Source organism: Enterobacter sp. Crenshaw, assembly GCF_024734705.1.
GTDB lineage: Bacteria > Pseudomonadota > Gammaproteobacteria > Enterobacterales > Enterobacteriaceae > Enterobacter > Enterobacter asburiae_B.
This window is the reverse complement of record NZ_CP102932.1, coordinates 1,278,493-1,294,706: the sequence shown is the minus strand read 5'-3', so window position 1 is coordinate 1,294,706 and position 16,214 is coordinate 1,278,493. Positions and strand designations below refer to the sequence as shown.

Below are 16,214 nucleotides of genomic sequence, written 5' to 3'. Positions count from 1 at the left end.
CCGTTCACAAAATCATTACAATTAACCTACATACAGTTTGTCGGGTTTTCTCTGGAACAGTGATCAGGGTCACGATAACAACATCTTTTTAATTTTTAATCATCTGATTTGACAAATGTTAAACAATATTGTTACAAACGTCATCAGAAAAGGCATATAATGCGCAAAAGTTATGAGGTCTCTCTTTCACCTGACAAATAGTTATGTAACAGTGTGATGGTATTGACCGAAGTTATCAGGACAGTTATTAGTGATATACAGGTTTGAATAATTCGGACTGCAAAAACGCTGATTTGCTGTTGTTTCACTGATATTTCATTCGTTTACCTGCAAGGCGCCATAGCTCTGTACCCTGGTTTGTCCTCGTGAGCTGAGCGGTAAGCCAAATAACAATCTGGTAACGGTGATTAACAGCTGAAAGCAAATCCGGTAAAGCGCAGTCTTAAGCATAAGGCGCTAAGGAGACCGTAAATGGCTGATACAAAGGCAACGCTCACCCTAAATGGTGACACTGCTATTGAACTGGATGTGCTAAAAGGCACGCTCGGTCAGGATGTTATTGATATCCGTACGCTGGGCTCTAAAGGTGTATTCACCTTTGACCCTGGATTTACCTCTACCGCATCTTGCGAATCCAAAATCACCTACATTGACGGTGACGAAGGTATCCTGCTCCATCGCGGCTTCCCCATCGATCAGTTAGCCACCGAATCCAACTATCTGGAAGTGTGCTACATCCTGCTGAACGGCGAAAAACCGACGCAGGCACAGTACGATGAATTCAAAACCACCGTGACCCGTCACACCATGATCCATGAGCAGATTACCCGTCTGTTCCATGCGTTCCGTCGTGACTCTCACCCGATGGCGGTGATGTGCGGGATTACCGGTGCGCTGGCGGCGTTCTACCACGACTCCCTTGACGTGAATAACCCGCGTCACCGCGATATCGCGGCGTTCCGCCTGCTGTCCAAAATGCCTACCATGGCGGCGATGTGTTACAAATACTCCATCGGCCAGCCGTTTGTGTATCCGCGCAACGACCTCTCCTACGCGGGTAACTTCCTGCGCATGATGTTCTCCACGCCGTGCGAAGAGTACGAAGTGAACCCGGTGCTGGAACGCGCGATGGACCGTATTCTGATCCTGCACGCTGACCACGAACAAAACGCCTCTACCTCTACCGTCCGTACCGCGGGCTCTTCAGGCGCGAACCCGTTCGCCTGTATCGCTGCGGGCATCGCCTCCCTGTGGGGACCGGCGCACGGCGGCGCGAACGAAGCGGCACTGAAGATGCTGGAAGAGATCAGCACCGTTGAGCACATTCCTGAGTTCGTACGTCGTGCGAAAGACAAGAATGACTCCTTCCGCCTGATGGGCTTCGGTCACCGTGTTTACAAAAACTACGACCCGCGCGCTACCGTTATGCGTGAGACCTGCCACGAAGTGCTGAAAGAGCTGGGTACCAAAGATGACCTGCTGGAAGTGGCGATGGAGCTGGAACACATCGCGCTGAACGACCCGTACTTCATCGAGAAGAAACTCTACCCGAACGTCGATTTCTACTCTGGCATTATTCTGAAAGCGATGGGCATTCCGTCTTCCATGTTCACCGTGATCTTCGCCATGGCCCGTACCGTAGGCTGGATTGCGCACTGGAACGAAATGCACAGCGAAGGCATGAAAATCGCCCGTCCTCGTCAGCTGTACACCGGCTACGAGCAGCGTGATTTTAAGTCTGATATTAAGCGCTAACAGGAGTTGGGTGCGGCCTGATGCCCTCACCCCGGCCCTCTCCCACAGGGAGAGGGTGAACACCTTAAAAACGGTAACCCCTGAGTTACCGTTTTACTTTTATTTCTGGCAGTGCGGGCACCAGTAAAAGGGTCTCGAAGAGAGCATAATCCTGTCAATAATCCCGCCGCATCGCTCGCACTTTTTCCCCGCCCGATGAAACACCTTGAACCGGAACAGCGCCCCGTGATGCGTGTTCTCATCCACCACGCCGCGCGTGTTGTACGACAGCCGCGGAATATCCAGCAGCGCGTGGGATAACGCCTCCAGCTGTTCATCGCTCAGCTGAGACGCTTTATGCTGCGGCGCCAGCCCGACTTCCCATAAGATTTCAACCCGCAAATAGTTGCCTAAACCAGCCAGGAAAGCCTGATCGAGCAATAACCCGGAAAACTGCCGGTTGCGGAATTTAGGGGATAGCAGCCGGGCCTTCACGTCGCTTGCCGTCAGGCGCATGTCCAGCACGTCCGGCCCGACCCGCTGCAGGAACGGGTGCGTCAGCAGCTGCTCCGGCGTTAACATTTCGATATCCGACGCGCTATAGAGCAGGATCGCCTTATCCGCCGTTTGCAGCCTGACGCGCAGCACGCGGGTGGTTTGTGGCTGCTCGTCCGCCTCCACCACGCGCCAGACTCCGTAAAGCTGGTTATGGCTATATAACGTCAGGTTATGGGAAAAGTGCGTGAGCAAGGCCTTGCCGCGCGTTTCAATATGGGTCACCGTCTGGCCCACCAGCTGTGATTCAAACGGTTTCAGTTGAGGAAAAGCAAACCAGACATCCGTCAGGGGTTTGCCCTTTATCGCCGCCTCCAGGCTATCCGCCGCGCGGCGGATCTCCGGACCTTCTGGCATTTTTGTGTCCTTATCGTCATTATTCGGCGCTGACGAGGATGCCCTCTTCAGAGAACGCTGCCCGCAAGCGGCGCGCGAACTGGAGCGCATGCTCGCCGTCGCCGTGTAAACATACCGTATCGGCCTGAACGTTTGCCGGTGTTCCATCCACGGCGATCACCCGCCCGGCGCGCACCATCTCCAGCGTCTGCGCCAGCGCTTTGCCTTCATCGGTAATCAGCGCCCCGGCCTGCGTCCGCGGAACCAGGCTGCCGTCCGGCAGGTATCCCCGATCGGCAAACACTTCCTGACGCGTGGTCAGCCCCAGCCGTTGTCCGGCGCGAATCAGCTCGCTTCCCGCCAGACCCACAAGGATCAGCTGCGGGCTGCAGTCCCGCACCGCGCGGGCAATGGCGTCCGCCAGATCCGCATCTTTCGCCGCCTGGTTGTAAAGCATGCCGTGCGGCTTCACGTGGCGCATCACGCCGTTCTGGGCGCGCACCATCGCCTCCAGCGCGCCGATCTGGTAGAGCACCTGCGCGTAGACCGTCTCAGGGGGAAGATCCATCGCCGTGCGGCCAAAGTTTTCCCGATCGGGAAAGCTGGGGTGAGCCCCAATCGCGACGCCGTTTTTAATAGCATTACGCACGCTCTCCAGCATGGTTTGGGCATCCCCCGCGTGAAAGCCGCAGGCGATATTGACCGAGGTGACCAGGGTCATCAGTTCCGCATCAGCGCTGCTTCCCTCCCCCAGATCGGCGTTCAAATCAATCTTTACCATCAAGCCTCCACGCCAGCTGTTCGAGATAACGCTGCTGATCCTGCCGCGCTTTCAGCGCCTCCTCCAGCGAACACTGCACGAAGTGAATCGGCTGGCCGAGAGGAATTTGCGCCAGATGGTAGCGATCCGCTTCAATAATGCAGGCAATGCGCGGATAACCGCCGGTAGTTTGCGCATCGTTCATTAACACGATGGGCTGACCGTTCCCCGGCACCTGAATAACCCCAGGCAATAAACCGTGGGAGAGCAGTTCCCGGTCCGTCGTGCGGGTCAGCGGCTGACCCTGCAGGCGGTAGCCCATGCGGTTACTCTGCGGGCTGATCTTCCACGGCGCGCGCCAGAAGGACTCTTTAGAAGCCTCGTCAAACTCATGATATTCCGGCCCCGGTAAGGCACGGATCTGGTTTCCCCACAGCAGCTGTTTTACGCCCTGCGTGGTCGAGAAATGGCGCGCGGAGGGTTTGATTGCCAGCCGATCGCCGTCGCGCAACAAACGTCCTTCGTGACCGCCGATCCCGGCTTTTTGATCGGTACTGGATGAACCCAATACCTCCGGCACGTCGATGCCGCCAGCCACCGCGAGATAGCTACGCACGCCGTGCAGCGGACGTTTGAGCGTCAGGCGCTGCCCGGCTTTCGCCCGCAGCCGCCAGCCGGTCCACACCGCTTTGCCATCCAGCGTCGCATCACACCCTGCGCCGGTTAAGGCAAACCAGGTCTCCTGACCAAACTCAATCACACACTGACCCAGCGTAATTTCTAGCGCCGCCGTGCTGCCTGGGTTGCCCACAAGCAGGTTGGCAATCTCCAGCGAAGGACGGTCAAGCGCACCGCAGTAGCTCACGCCCGACTGGCGAAGACCAAAGCGCCCGGCATCCTGTACGGAGGTGTAAAGCCCGGCGCGAATAAGCGTTAACATACCCCCTCCTTCTGCGGGATAAAGCGAAGGGTATCGCCGGGACGCAGGAGTATTGGCGTCTCCAGCCCGGGTTCAAATAACGGTGTAGCGGTATGCCCAATAAGCTGCCAGCCGCCAGGCGATGTCAGCGGATAAACGCCGGTCTGCTCGCCGCCGATAGCCACCGTTCCCGCCGGGACGCTCAGGCGCGGCTCGGCACGGCGTGGCGTATGCAGCCGGGGAGATAATCCGCCCAGATACGGGAATCCGGGCTGAAACCCCAGGAACCAGACCACGTAGTCAACCGAGCTGTGCAGCTCAACAACCTGCTTTTCGGTTAATCCGCAGTGGTCTGCCACCACGCCAAGATCCGGCCCACCCGTACCGCCATAAACGACCGGGATCTCAATGGCGCGCGATTCCGGCTCCAGCGCCTCGCTCTCTTCCCACCAGCGCTGCAAACGCTCAATGGCATCCAGCGCCAGGGTATGCGGGCTACGCAGCACCACGGTGATGTTATTCATCCCCGGAATGGCTTCAACCACCTCCGGTAGTTCGGCCAGACGCTGGGTCAGCCGCCAGATACGCTTTTGCGTGGCAAGCGTCACCGGTGGTTCAAGCTCCAGAACCACGGCGGTTTCACCCAGAAGATAACAACGCGCTCGCTGCACTTAACTACCTCTCGTCAGGCTGGGTTAGGGATATCAATAAAGGTCACATCCAGATCGGTATTTTCCGTCAGCCACTCGCTGAGGGCGCGAATGCCGCCGCGCTCGGTGGCATGATGGCCAGCCGCATAAAAATGCAGCCCCTGTTCACGCGCCGAATGAATGGTCTGCTCGGAAACCTCGCCGGTGATAAAAGCATCGACGCCGAAACGCGCGGCGCTGTCGATAAAGCCCTGACCACCGCCGGTACACCATGCGACACGCTTCACCGTATCCGGACCGGTATCACCGCTCCACAGCGGACGACGGCCCAGGCGCGCTTCAATCCACGAGGCCAGCTCCAGCCCCGGAACCGGCATCGCCAGCTCGCCCCACGGCACCAGCGGTTCAATTTCCCCCATCACGGTAATCCCCAGTAGCTGCGCCAGCTGGACGTTGTTGCCGAGCTCCGGGTGCGCATCCAGCGGCAGATGATAGCCGTACAGGTTGATGTCATTAGCCAGCAGCGTTTTCAGACGATTGCGCTTCATCCCGCGAATAATCGGCGATTCGTTTTTCCAGAAGTAACCGTGATGAACAATCACCGCGTCGGCGTTCTGACGAACGGCCTCGTCCAGCAGCGCCTGGCTTGCCGTCACGCCGGTGATAATTTTTTGCACCGTCTCACGACCTTCAACCTGGAGCCCGTTCGGGCCGTAATCGCTGAAAGAGGTACTGTTCAGTTTTTCGTTAATCAGGCTTTCCAGTTCGCTGTTTTTCATCATCACTCTCTTATGCTTTGCGGGCAGCTTCGTACGCCGCCAGCGTGGCGACACGCGCCTGTTTATGGTCGACAATCGGACGAGGGTAATCCAGCTTTACACGCTGTTTATCCGCCCATGCCCACGGTTCGTGGATCGCTTTAGCAGGTATAGCGTTAAGTTCAGGAACCCAGCGGCGGATAAACTCGCCGTCCGCATCAAATTTTTGCCCCTGAGTGGTCGGATTGAAAATCCGGAAATAGGGCGCGGCATCGGTGCCGGTAGAGGCTGCCCACTGCCAGCCGCCGTTATTCGCCGCGAGATCGCCATCGATCAGCTGAGAGATAAAATAGCGCTCTCCGATACGCCAGTCGATAAGCAGATCCTTCACCAGAAAGCTGGCGGTAATCATCCGCAGGCGGTTATGCATCCACCCCGTCTCATTAAGCTGACGCATGGCGGCATCGACTATCGGGTAACCCGTCTGCCCTGTTTGCCAGGCTTTCAGCTGCTTATCATTCGATTGCCACTTTACGTTATCGGTCCAGCCAATGAAGGGCAGATGCTTACATAAACCTGGATGAAAGGTCATCAGATGGCGATAAAACTCGCGCCAGATAAGTTCATTCAGCCAGACGGACCCTGCGCCACCCTCCAGCGCCTGCGGCTGCTCCGCCAGCAGACGATGCAGACACTGGCGCGGTGAGATCGCGCCCAGCGCCAGACAGGCCGACAGGCGGCTGGTGCCCTCGATGGCGGGAAAATCCCGACGCGCGTCGTAATAGCCCGCGTCCTGCTTGCAGAACTGGCGCAGTTGGGCGATAGCCGCTTTCTCATCGGCGGGGAACAGCGTTTCATCAAACGGCTGCTGAGGGTAATCAAACGTCAGTTCAGGAAGATCCTTTATGGCTTCGCCTCGCACGGCAGGCGCGGCCACGCACTCCGGCAGCGCCTCTTTCAGACGTTTGATAAAGGCGTTTTTAAACGGCGTAAAAACTTTATACATCTCGTGGTTGCCGGTCATCACGCTGCCCGGTGCCAGCATCACGCTGTCATCAAACCCTTCGCAGACCACCCCTTCCAGCATCTTCTCCAGCTGGCGGTCGCGCTGCTGCTCGTTGAATTCGTACTGATAGTTGTAAAAAAGATGCGTGACGTTGTGCTGCTTACAGATCTCCTGCACCGTCTGAAGCTGTGCGGCAAAATCACCCACTTCTTTATAGAGAAGCGGTATGCCTTTTCCAGCGAGCGAGTGCTGCAGATCGTTCAGATACGCCCGGAGCAAGGCCGCCTGCCGGGGGGCCATATCGTGCTGCCGCCACTGCTCGGGCGTGGCCATAAACAGGGCCAGTACGTTAGCGTCTTTGGCGCGGCAGGCTGCCGCAAGGGCGATATTGTCATGTACGCGCAGGTCCGCGCGAAACCAAACCAGATGGGTGGGCATAAAACTCCAGGCAATTATCCATTATGTCCGTAAGGGCATGCCGTAAAAGGAAAAAGCATGCATTGAACTACTTTGCCATGAAGTGTAGACGGGATGAAATAAAAAAGGCCGCCCGAGGCGGCCTTAGCGCTACTTGTCCTGCGCTATCGTGGTTAACGCGACAAACCCATTAGGTTCATCGCTCTTTACAACGAGTACGCTGGCGACAATGAACGCGATGCAAAAATAGCGTTTCATTATGCGGTCCCTGCTGCTAACCGCTCCACCGTTCACCACCGGTGATAAGTCGGTGGACACAAGCCCGGGTAGGCGGGCTGCTTTACGGCTGTAAATACACCTTTCCCAGGACCGATGCCCATTTGCGAGATGGCGGAAAGGGACGCAGCATCATAATTAACATCCGCTGCGAAGGTAAGATACTCGAATAAAATTAGGAATGTATAAAGGCTTCGAGGGATTGCCATCTGCTTACAGGAGGGTATGATAAAAATCCCGGGTAGGGGCTGCAAGACCACCCAACGGACCGCGAATCCCGAGGGACAAAAAAACCGCCAACAGTTAATGTGGCGGTTTTTTTTATTGCTATGTGTAGTCTTAGTATCAGTAGAAATCGCAGGTCGCTTTCTCGGCCTGATCCATCCACACCGGCTTCTCGCTGGTTTTCGCCCAGACGCGGTGCAGATAGCTGTAAAAACGTGCACGATCTTTCCAGAACAGCATCACCGGCAGAGCCAGCACGCCAGCCACTACGGCGAAAGCGCGGCGCAAAAACACGATATGAGCCGGATACTCTTTATAAAGATCCATATTTTCTCCCCTATAGTTGGCCGGAAACGTCATCCGGAAAATTCAAAATCTGTGACCTGGCTAAAATAATATCGCTTTGTTTGTAATTTTACTACTCATCCGACCACTTATTTTTGCCCATTTAGTGAATATTTACATTCACGCCGTAATTAAGTTACAAAAAAGTTAACGGTTTACTTATCAATAGTTAAATTGTGGGCTTTGCCATTTTTATACTTTTTTTACACCCGCCCTCCCCATTTTTGCGAAATCTTTGCGCCGGAAATCCTACCGTTAGTACAACAACGAAAGTCACCTGGAGGTGGATTGTGAGTGCAGGTCTTATTGCCGGCATCGTGCTGGTGTTCCTGTTATTGGGTTATCTGGTCTATGCCCTGATAAATGCGGAGGCCTTCTGATGGCTGCTCAGGCGTTTCTGCTTATTGCCAGCTTCTTAGTGGTACTGTTCATTCTGGCAAGGCCACTGGGATCGGGACTGGCACGATTGATCAACAACGTTCCTTTGCCCGGCACGGGAAGCGTTGAAAAAGGGATCTGGCGCGTGCTGGGAATAGACGATCGGGAGATGAACTGGCGTCAGTATCTGATCGCCATTTTGCTGCTGAATATCGTTGGGCTCATTGCGCTTTTTGCCATGCTGATGCTGCAGGGCATCCTGCCGCTGAATCCGCAACAGTTACCGGGCCTGTCCTGGCATCTTGCGCTGAACACGGCGGTGAGCTTTGTCACTAACACCAACTGGCAGTCCTACGCCGGTGAAACCACGCTGAGCTATTTCAGCCAGATGGTCGGGTTAACCGTGCAAAACTTCCTCTCGGCCGCCAGCGGTATCGCCGTGATCTTCGCACTGACGCGTGCGTTTGCGCGTCAGAAAATCAATACCCTGGGTAACGCGTGGGTGGATTTGACGCGCATTACGCTATGGATCCTGCTGCCAATTGCGCTGCTGATCGCGCTGTTCTTTATCCAGCAGGGCACCCTGCAAAACCTGATGCCTTACGCGCCCTATACCTCGCTGGAAGGTGCAAAACAGCTCCTGCCGATGGGGCCAGTAGCGTCACAGGAAGCCATCAAAATGCTCGGGACGAACGGGGGTGGCTTCTTCAACGCCAACTCTTCGCATCCGTTTGAAAACCCTACCGCATTAACCAATTTTGTGCAGATGCTGGCGATTTTCCTGATCCCCGCCGCGCTCTGCTTCGCCTTTGGTGACGTGGTTAACGATCGACGTCAGGGCCGCACCCTGCTCTGGACGATGTCACTTATCTTTGTAGTCTGCGTGGCGCTGGTGATGTGGGCTGAATGGAGCGGCAACGGCCATTTCATGCAGCTGGGGGCCAACAGCAATATCAATATGGAAGGTAAAGAGAGCCGCTTTGGCATTCTTGCCAGCAGCCTGTATGCGGTAGTCACCACGGCGGCCTCGTGCGGGGCAGTCAACGCCATGCATGATTCCTTTACGGCGCTGGGTGGCATGATCCCGATGTGGCTGATGCAGATTGGCGAAGTCGTCTTTGGCGGCGTGGGCTCGGGTCTTTACGGCATGCTGCTGTTCGTGCTGCTGGCGGTATTTATTGCCGGTTTGATGATTGGCCGCACTCCGGAATACCTCGGTAAAAAAATCGACGTTCGCGAGATGAAATTAACCGCGCTGGCGATTCTGGTTACCCCGGCGCTTGTGCTGCTCGGTACCGCGCTGGCGCTGATGACCGAGGCCGGACGCAGCGGCATCTTTAACCCCGGCATTCACGGTTTTAGCGAAGTGCTGTATGCCGTCTCCTCTGCCGCCAACAACAACGGCAGCGCCTTTGCGGGCTTAAGCGCCAACTCACCGTTCTGGAACTGCCTGCTGGCATTCTGCATGTTTGTGGGTCGCTTTGGGATCATTGTGCCGGTGTTGGCGATTGCCGGATCGCTGGTGAATAAAAAAATCCAGCCGACCACCACCGGGACATTACCAACCCACGGCGCGCTGTTTATCGGCCTGCTGACGGGCACCGTGTTACTGGTCGGCGCCCTGACCTTTATCCCCGCCCTCGCGTTAGGCCCGGTCGCGGAATACCTCTCTTTACGCTGATTTTGCGGAGAAATTGTCATGAGTCGTAAACAACTGGCCCTGTTCGAACCGTCATTAGTTCGCCAGGCGCTCATGGATGCGGTGAAAAAGCTGAGCCCGCGCGTGCAGTGGCACAACCCGGTGATGTTTATTGTCTGGGCGGGAAGCGTCCTGACCACCGCCCTGGCGATTGCCATGGGAACGGGCCACATGCCGGGAAATGCAACGTTTACCGGCGCCATCAGCCTGTGGCTGTGGTTTACCGTGCTGTTCGCCAACTTTGCGGAAGCGCTGGCGGAAGGCCGGAGTAAAGCGCAGGCCAACAGCCTGAAAGGGGTGAAGAAAACCGCCTTCGCGCGCAAGCTGCGTGAACCGAAATACGGCGCGCAGATGGACCACGTTCCGGCGGATGAACTGCGTAAAGGCGATGTGGTGCTGGTGGAAGCCGGGGACATTATCCCTTGCGACGGTGAAGTCATCGAAGGGGGCGCCTCGGTGGACGAAAGCGCCATTACCGGGGAATCCGCGCCGGTTATCCGCGAATCCGGCGGCGATTTCGCCTCCGTGACGGGCGGGACGCGCATTCTCTCCGACTGGCTGGTGATCCAGTGTAGCGTTAACCCGGGGGAAACATTCCTCGACCGGATGATCGCCATGGTGGAAGGCGCGCAGCGCCGTAAAACGCCGAACGAGATCGCCCTGACCATCCTGCTGGTGGCCCTGACCATCGTCTTCCTGCTGGCAACCGCGACCCTGTGGCCGTTCTCCGCCTATGGCGGCACCGCGGTCACTATCACGGTGCTGGTGGCGCTGCTGGTCTGCCTGATCCCCACCACCATTGGTGGCCTGCTGTCAGCCATCGGCGTAGCCGGCATGAGCCGTATGCTCGGTGCCAACGTCATCGCCACCAGCGGGCGTGCGGTGGAAGCCGCCGGTGACGTGGACGTCTTACTGCTGGATAAAACCGGGACCATTACCCTCGGTAACCGCCAGGCGTCAGATTTCCTGCCCGCCCCAGGCGTGGATGAAAAAACGCTGGCAGATGCCGCACAGCTCTCTTCGCTTGCCGATGAAACCCCGGAAGGACGCAGTATCGTGATCCTCGCCAAGCAGCGCTTTAACCTGCGCCAGCGCGACGTTCAGAGCCTGCACGCCACTTTCGTGCCCTTCACGGCGCAAACCCGCATGAGCGGCATTAACATTCAGGATCGCATGATCCGTAAAGGCTCTGTTGACGCCATCCGTCGCCACATTGAGGCTAACAACGGCCACTTCCCACCGGAAGTGGACACCCTGGTCGAAAGCGTGGCCCGTCAGGGGGCGACGCCGCTGGTGGTGGCCGAAGGGGCACACGTGCTGGGGGTAATTGCCCTGAAGGATATCGTCAAAGGCGGCATCAAGGAGCGCTTTGCCCAGCTGCGTAAAATGGGGATCAAAACGGTGATGATCACCGGGGATAACCGTCTTACCGCCGCGGCGATTGCCGCCGAAGCGGGCGTGGATGATTTTCTTTCTGAAGCCACACCGGAAGCGAAACTGGCGCTGATTCGTCAGTATCAGGCGGAAGGCCGTCTGGTGGCGATGACGGGCGACGGCACCAACGACGCCCCTGCCCTGGCGCAGGCCGACGTGGCGGTGGCAATGAACTCCGGTACCCAGGCGGCAAAAGAGGCGGGCAACATGGTCGACCTCGACTCTAACCCGACCAAGCTGATTGAAGTGGTGCACATTGGCAAGCAGATGCTGATGACGCGCGGGTCGCTGACCACGTTCAGTATTGCCAACGACGTGGCGAAATATTTCGCCATCATTCCGGCGGCGTTTGCTGCGACCTACCCGCAATTAAACGCGTTGAACGTGATGCACCTGCACTCTCCGGCATCGGCCATTCTGAGCGCAGTGATCTTTAACGCCCTGATTATTGTCTTCCTGATCCCGCTGGCGCTAAAAGGCGTGAGTTATAAGCCGCTCACCGCCGCCGCCATGCTGCGCCGCAACCTGTGGATTTACGGCCTGGGCGGGCTGGTGGTGCCTTTCATCGGTATCAAGGTTATCGACCTGCTGTTGACGCTGTTCGGCCTGGTTTAAAAGGTGAATCAAATGACGATGTTACGCCCCGCTATACTTCTGTTTATTCTGCTGTCTCTCATTACCGGCGGGCTGTACCCGCTGGTGACCACCGCGCTGGGACAGTGGTGGTTTAAGGATCGGGCCAACGGCTCGCTGATTATGCAAAACGGTGAAAACCGCGGTTCGCGCCTGATTGGTCAGAACTTTACGGATGCCCGTTACTTCCAGGGACGCCCTTCCGCCACTGCCGAAAGCCCGTATAATCCGATGGCATCCGGCGGCAGTAACCTGGCGGGCAGCAACCCCGAGCTGGACAAAGCCGTTGCTGAGCGCGTGGCAGCCCTGCGCGCCGCTAATCCGCAGGCCAGCCGTGAGGTGCCCGTAGAGCTGGTGACCGCCTCGGCCAGCGGGCTGGACTACAGCCTGACGCCGGCAGCCGCGGCATGGCAAATCCCGCGCGTCGCCGCCGCCCGTCAGCTGACCGTCGAACAGGTTAGCCAGCTGGTTGCAGAGCACACGCAAAAGCCGCTGGTCAGCTTTATCGGCATGCCCGTGGTGAATATTGTTGAGCTGAATCTGGCGCTGGACGCGCTAAGGAAAAACTAAATGACCGACGAGCCCATGCGCCCGGATCCGGACAGGCTGCTTGAACAGACGGCCGAAGCCCATCGCGGCAAACTGAAAATTTTCTTTGGCGCCTGCGCAGGCGTCGGGAAAACCTTCGCCATGCTGACGGAAGCCCAGCGGCTTCGGGCGCAGGGGCTTGATATATTGATAGGCGTGGTAGAAACCCACGGACGCAAAGAGACCGCATCGCTGCTGAAGGGGCTGGCCACCCAGCCGCCCCGCCGCATCAGCCACCGCGGTCGGCTAGTCACCGAATTCGATCTCGATGCCGCCCTCGCCCGCCGTCCCGCCCTTATCCTGATGGACGAACTGGCGCACAGCAATGCGCCAGGCTCACGCCACCCAAAGCGCTGGCAGGATGTAGAAGAGCTGCTCGAAGCCGGCATCGATGTATTCACGACGGTTAACGTTCAGCATCTCGAAAGCCTGAACGACGTGGTCAGCGGCGTGACCGGCATTCAAGTGCGCGAGACGGTGCCCGACCCCTTCTTTGATTCCGCCGATGAAGTGGTGCTGGTTGACCTGCCCCCTGACGATTTGCGCCAGCGCCTGCACGAAGGCAAGGTTTATATTGCCGGCCAGGCCGAGCGCGCCATCGAACATTTCTTCCGTAAAGGTAACCTGATTGCCCTGCGCGAGCTGGCCCTGCGTCGTACTGCCGATCGCGTCGACGATCAGATGCGCGCCTGGCGCGACCTGCAGGGCCAGGAGCGCGTCTGGCATACGCGAGATGCCATCCTGCTGTGCGTAGGCCACGGCAGCGGCAATGAAAAGCTTGTCCGCACCGCCGCGCGCCTGGCGGCCAAATTTGGCAGCGTCTGGCATGCGGTGTATGTCGAAACGCCGCAGCTGCACGCGCTGCCCGAGAACCAGCGCCGCGCGATATTGAGTTCGCTTCGCCTGGCGCAGGAGCTGGGTGCCGAAACCGCCACCCTTTCCGACCCTCAGGAAGATAAAGCCATCCTGCGCTACGCCCGTGAGCACAATCTGGGGAAAATCGTGATTGGCCGTCGCCAGCATCGACGCTGGTTTAGCCGCGAATCGTTTGCCGACAAGCTGGCCCGCCGCGCACCGGATCTGGACCTGGTGATCGTGGCGCTGGATGATAAGCCCACGCCGTTACCCAGCCGCGCGCCGGACAGCCGTGCCTTCAGCGATAAATGGCGCATTCAGCTGCGCGGCTGTCTTGTCGCCGTCGTGCTCTGCGCCCTGATTACCGTGATTGCCAGCCAGTGGCTGATCGCATTTGATGCCGCCAACCTGGTGATGATCTACCTGCTTGGCGTAGTGGTGGTGGCGCTCTTTTACGGGCGCTGGCCGTCGGTACTGGCGACGGTGATCAACGTCATCAGCTTCGATCTGTTCTTTATTGCCCCCCGCGGGACGCTCGCCGTGTCGGATGTGCAGTACATCCTCACCTTCGCGGTAATGCTCACCGTCGGGCTGGTAATCGGGAATCTGACGGCGGGCGTGCGCTACCAGGCACGTATTGCCCGCTATCGCGAACAGCGCACGCGCCATCTCTATGAGATGTCGAAATCGCTGGCGGTGGGCCGCACGCCGCTGGATATCGTGCAGACCAGCGAGCAGTTCATTCGCTCGACCTTTCATGCCAGCAACCTGATTTTGCTCCCGGACGAACACGGCAAGCTGCGCCCGCTGACGTCGGCCTCAGGCATGACGCCCTGGGACGAAGCCATCGCGCGCTGGAGCTTTGATAAAGGGTTACCTGCGGGCGCAGGGACCGACACCCTGCCCGGCGTGCCCTACCAAATTCTGCCGCTGCGCAGCGCCGATAAAAATCAGGGGCTGGTGATTGTTGAGCCCTCAAACCTGCGCCAGCTGATGATCCCCGAACAGCAGCGGCTGCTGGAGACCTTTACGCTGCTGGTTGCCAGCGCGCTGGAGCGGCTGGCCCTCACCGCCAGCGAAGAGCAGGCCCGGCTGGCGAGCGAGCGTGAAAGCATTCGTAACTCGCTGCTGGCGGCGCTCTCTCACGATCTGCGAACCCCGCTCACCGTCCTGTTTGGTCAGTCAGAAATCCTGACGCTGGACCTGGCGGCCGAAGGCTCTAAACACGCCCTTCAGGCCAGCGAGATCCGCCAGCATGTGCTGAATACCACGCGTCTGGTGAATAACCTGCTCGATATGGCGCGTATCCAGTCAGGCGGTTTTAACCTCAAAAAAGAGTGGCTCACGCTTGAAGAGGTGGTGGGCAGCGCCCTGAAAATGCTCGAACCCGGCCTGGGCGGGCGGCATATTGCGCTGAACATGCCCGAGCCCCTGACCTTAATTCACGTTGATGGTCCGCTGTTTGAACGGGTGCTGATCAACCTGCTGGAAAATGCCGGTAAATATGCGGGCGCCAGCGCGCGAATTGGCGTGGATGCGACGGTAGACGACGGCACGCTTCGCCTTGACATCTGGGATACCGGACCCGGCATTCCCGCCGGGCAGGAGTTGGCTATTTTCGAAAAATTCGCGCGTGGCAATAAGGAGTCTGCCATTCCGGGCGTGGGCCTTGGGCTGGCGATTTGCCAGGCGATCATTGACGTCCATGGCGGGTCCATCTCCGCTGAGAATCGCCCCGAAGGCGGCGCGCGGTTTTGTGTTACACTTCCTCTGGAAACCCCGCCAGAACTTAATGAATTACCAGAGGATTTGTGATCAACGTTCTGATTGTTGAAGATGAGATCGCCATTAGCCGTTTTCTGCGCGCTGCGCTGGAAGGGGACGGTCTGCGCGTTCATGATGCGGGTACGCTTCAGCGGGGTTTAATTGAAGCCGCCACCCGCAAGCCGGACCTGGTGATCCTCGATCTTGGCCTGCCGGACGGCGACGGCATCGATTTTATCCGGGAAGTGCGTCAGTGGAGCCAGATGCCGATCCTCGTGCTCTCCGCGCGTACGGAAGAGACGGATAAAATCGCGGCGCTGGATGCCGGGGCGGATGACTATCTGATTAAACCTTTTGGTATCGGCGAGCTTCAGGCTCGCCTTCGCGTGGCGCTGCGTCGCCACAGCGCAACCACGCCCGCTGACCCAACCTACACGTTTGGGGATATCCGGGTTGACCTGGCCGCGCGACGCATTGTGCGCGGTGAAGAAGAAATCCATCTGACGCCAATAGAATTTCGCCTGCTCGCCGTTCTGCTCAACAACCACGGCAAGGTTCTCACCCAACGCCAGCTGTTAAGTCAGGTGTGGGGGCCCAACGCGGTGGAACATAGTCATTATTTACGCATATATATGGGACATCTTCGTCAGAAACTCGAAGTTGACCCCGCTCGCCCTCGCCATTTATTAACTGAAACCGGTATCGGTTATCGGTTTATGCTTTGAATAACTATTCATTTTATTTTTAAATAAAATAGAAATACCTCAGACAATATTTCATAAATAACCCATAAATTATTTTTACGGGCTATTTTCGCTCATTTAAAACATTGGCAACACAACCTGTTAACGCATCATCAACAAATCAGAATTTTGATCTGCG

The 16,214-nt window shown here is 57.5% G+C and carries 14 protein-coding genes; 7 read left to right on the top strand and 7 right to left on the bottom strand.

What is annotated here, in order from left to right; all coding sequences use genetic code 11:
- Positions 1 to 471 precede the first annotated feature (471 nt).
- Positions 472 to 1,755 carry a citrate synthase gene (locus NWV12_RS06060; RefSeq protein ID WP_023334930.1) on the top strand — a complete coding sequence of 428 codons (1,284 nt, stop codon included), beginning with the start codon at positions 472 to 474 and terminating at the stop codon, positions 1,753 to 1,755.
- A 99-nt stretch (positions 1,756 to 1,854) separates the two neighbouring features.
- Here NWV12_RS06060 and nei read toward each other — a convergent pair whose 3' ends face one another.
- The 7 genes from nei to NWV12_RS06025 form a co-directional block, all read right to left on the bottom strand.
- Positions 1,855 to 2,646, bottom strand: a complete 792-nt coding sequence (nei, locus tag NWV12_RS06055) for an endonuclease VIII (protein WP_048981065.1) — start codon at positions 2,644 to 2,646, stop codon at positions 1,855 to 1,857.
- 19 nt (positions 2,647 to 2,665) lie between these two features.
- Positions 2,666 to 3,406 (bottom strand): 5-oxoprolinase subunit PxpA, encoded by a 741-nt coding sequence (gene pxpA / locus NWV12_RS06050; RefSeq protein WP_048981063.1) that lies wholly within the window; start codon positions 3,404 to 3,406, stop codon positions 2,666 to 2,668.
- Positions 3,393 to 4,325, bottom strand: coding sequence for a 5-oxoprolinase subunit PxpC (gene pxpC, locus NWV12_RS06045; protein WP_048981061.1), 933 nt, complete (start codon positions 4,323 to 4,325; stop codon positions 3,393 to 3,395). The genes pxpA and pxpC overlap by 14 nt, the downstream gene beginning before the upstream one ends.
- A complete protein-coding gene (gene pxpB, locus NWV12_RS06040) occupies positions 4,319 to 4,975 on the bottom strand; it encodes a 5-oxoprolinase subunit PxpB (protein WP_045887708.1) in 657 nt (218 codons plus the stop codon). Before pxpB ends, pxpC begins: the two co-directional genes overlap by 7 nt.
- A 14-nt stretch (positions 4,976 to 4,989) precedes the next feature.
- On the bottom strand, positions 4,990 to 5,733 hold the full coding sequence (locus NWV12_RS06035) for a type 2 GTP cyclohydrolase I (RefSeq protein WP_023310783.1): 744 nt from the start codon (positions 5,731 to 5,733) through the stop codon (positions 4,990 to 4,992).
- Between the two features lie 10 nt (positions 5,734 to 5,743).
- Positions 5,744 to 7,156 (bottom strand): deoxyribodipyrimidine photo-lyase, encoded by a 1,413-nt coding sequence (phrB, locus tag NWV12_RS06030; RefSeq protein WP_048981058.1) that lies wholly within the window; start codon positions 7,154 to 7,156, stop codon positions 5,744 to 5,746.
- 600 nt (positions 7,157 to 7,756) lie between these two features.
- A complete protein-coding gene (locus NWV12_RS06025; protein WP_023310781.1) occupies positions 7,757 to 7,963 on the bottom strand; it encodes a YbfA family protein in 207 nt (68 codons plus the stop codon).
- 308 nt (positions 7,964 to 8,271) lie between these two features.
- Between NWV12_RS06025 and kdpF the strand changes: the two genes are divergently transcribed.
- Genes kdpF through kdpE form a run of 6 tightly spaced genes read left to right on the top strand, consistent with a single transcriptional unit; the run spans position 8,272 to position 16,057 of the window.
- Positions 8,272 to 8,361, top strand: a complete 90-nt coding sequence (kdpF, locus tag NWV12_RS06020) for a K(+)-transporting ATPase subunit F (RefSeq protein ID WP_014069365.1) — start codon at positions 8,272 to 8,274, stop codon at positions 8,359 to 8,361.
- Complete coding sequence (gene kdpA, locus NWV12_RS06015) at positions 8,361 to 10,040, top strand: potassium-transporting ATPase subunit KdpA (RefSeq protein ID WP_048981056.1); 1,680 nt, start codon at positions 8,361 to 8,363, stop codon at positions 10,038 to 10,040. Before kdpF ends, kdpA begins: the two co-directional genes overlap by 1 nt.
- 18 nt (positions 10,041 to 10,058) lie before the next feature.
- A complete protein-coding gene (gene kdpB, locus NWV12_RS06010) occupies positions 10,059 to 12,107 on the top strand; it encodes a potassium-transporting ATPase subunit KdpB (RefSeq protein ID WP_048981055.1) in 2,049 nt (682 codons plus the stop codon).
- Positions 12,108 to 12,119: 12 nt separating this feature from the next.
- The gene (gene kdpC / locus NWV12_RS06005) at positions 12,120 to 12,695 is read left to right on the top strand and encodes a potassium-transporting ATPase subunit KdpC (protein WP_023310778.1); all 576 of its coding nucleotides are present in this window, start codon (positions 12,120 to 12,122) and stop codon (positions 12,693 to 12,695) included.
- Complete coding sequence (gene kdpD, locus NWV12_RS06000; protein ID WP_048981053.1) at positions 12,696 to 15,383, top strand: two-component system sensor histidine kinase KdpD; 2,688 nt, start codon at positions 12,696 to 12,698, stop codon at positions 15,381 to 15,383.
- Positions 15,380 to 16,057: a two-component system response regulator KdpE gene (gene kdpE, locus NWV12_RS05995; protein ID WP_008501074.1), complete on the top strand. Its 678-nt coding sequence runs from the start codon at positions 15,380 to 15,382 to the stop codon at positions 16,055 to 16,057. The genes kdpD and kdpE overlap by 4 nt, the downstream gene beginning before the upstream one ends.
- Positions 16,058 to 16,214 lie beyond the last annotated feature (157 nt).

Coding starts and splice junctions, on each gene's coding strand:
- NWV12_RS06060 (WP_023334930.1), top strand. CDS start 472: ATGGCTGATACAAAGGCAACGCTCACCCTAAATGGTGACACTGCTATT.
- nei (WP_048981065.1), bottom strand. CDS start 2,646: ATGCCAGAAGGTCCGGAGATCCGCCGCGCGGCGGATAGCCTGGAGGCG.
- pxpA (WP_048981063.1), bottom strand. CDS start 3,406: ATGGTAAAGATTGATTTGAACGCCGATCTGGGGGAGGGAAGCAGCGCT.
- pxpC (WP_048981061.1), bottom strand. CDS start 4,325: ATGTTAACGCTTATTCGCGCCGGGCTTTACACCTCCGTACAGGATGCC.
- NWV12_RS06035 (WP_023310783.1), bottom strand. CDS start 5,733: ATGAAAAACAGCGAACTGGAAAGCCTGATTAACGAAAAACTGAACAGT.
- phrB (WP_048981058.1), bottom strand. CDS start 7,156: ATGCCCACCCATCTGGTTTGGTTTCGCGCGGACCTGCGCGTACATGAC.
- NWV12_RS06025 (WP_023310781.1), bottom strand. CDS start 7,963: ATGGATCTTTATAAAGAGTATCCGGCTCATATCGTGTTTTTGCGCCGC.
- kdpA (WP_048981056.1), top strand. CDS start 8,361: ATGGCTGCTCAGGCGTTTCTGCTTATTGCCAGCTTCTTAGTGGTACTG.
- kdpB (WP_048981055.1), top strand. CDS start 10,059: ATGAGTCGTAAACAACTGGCCCTGTTCGAACCGTCATTAGTTCGCCAG.
- kdpC (WP_023310778.1), top strand. CDS start 12,120: ATGACGATGTTACGCCCCGCTATACTTCTGTTTATTCTGCTGTCTCTC.
- kdpD (WP_048981053.1), top strand. CDS start 12,696: ATGACCGACGAGCCCATGCGCCCGGATCCGGACAGGCTGCTTGAACAG.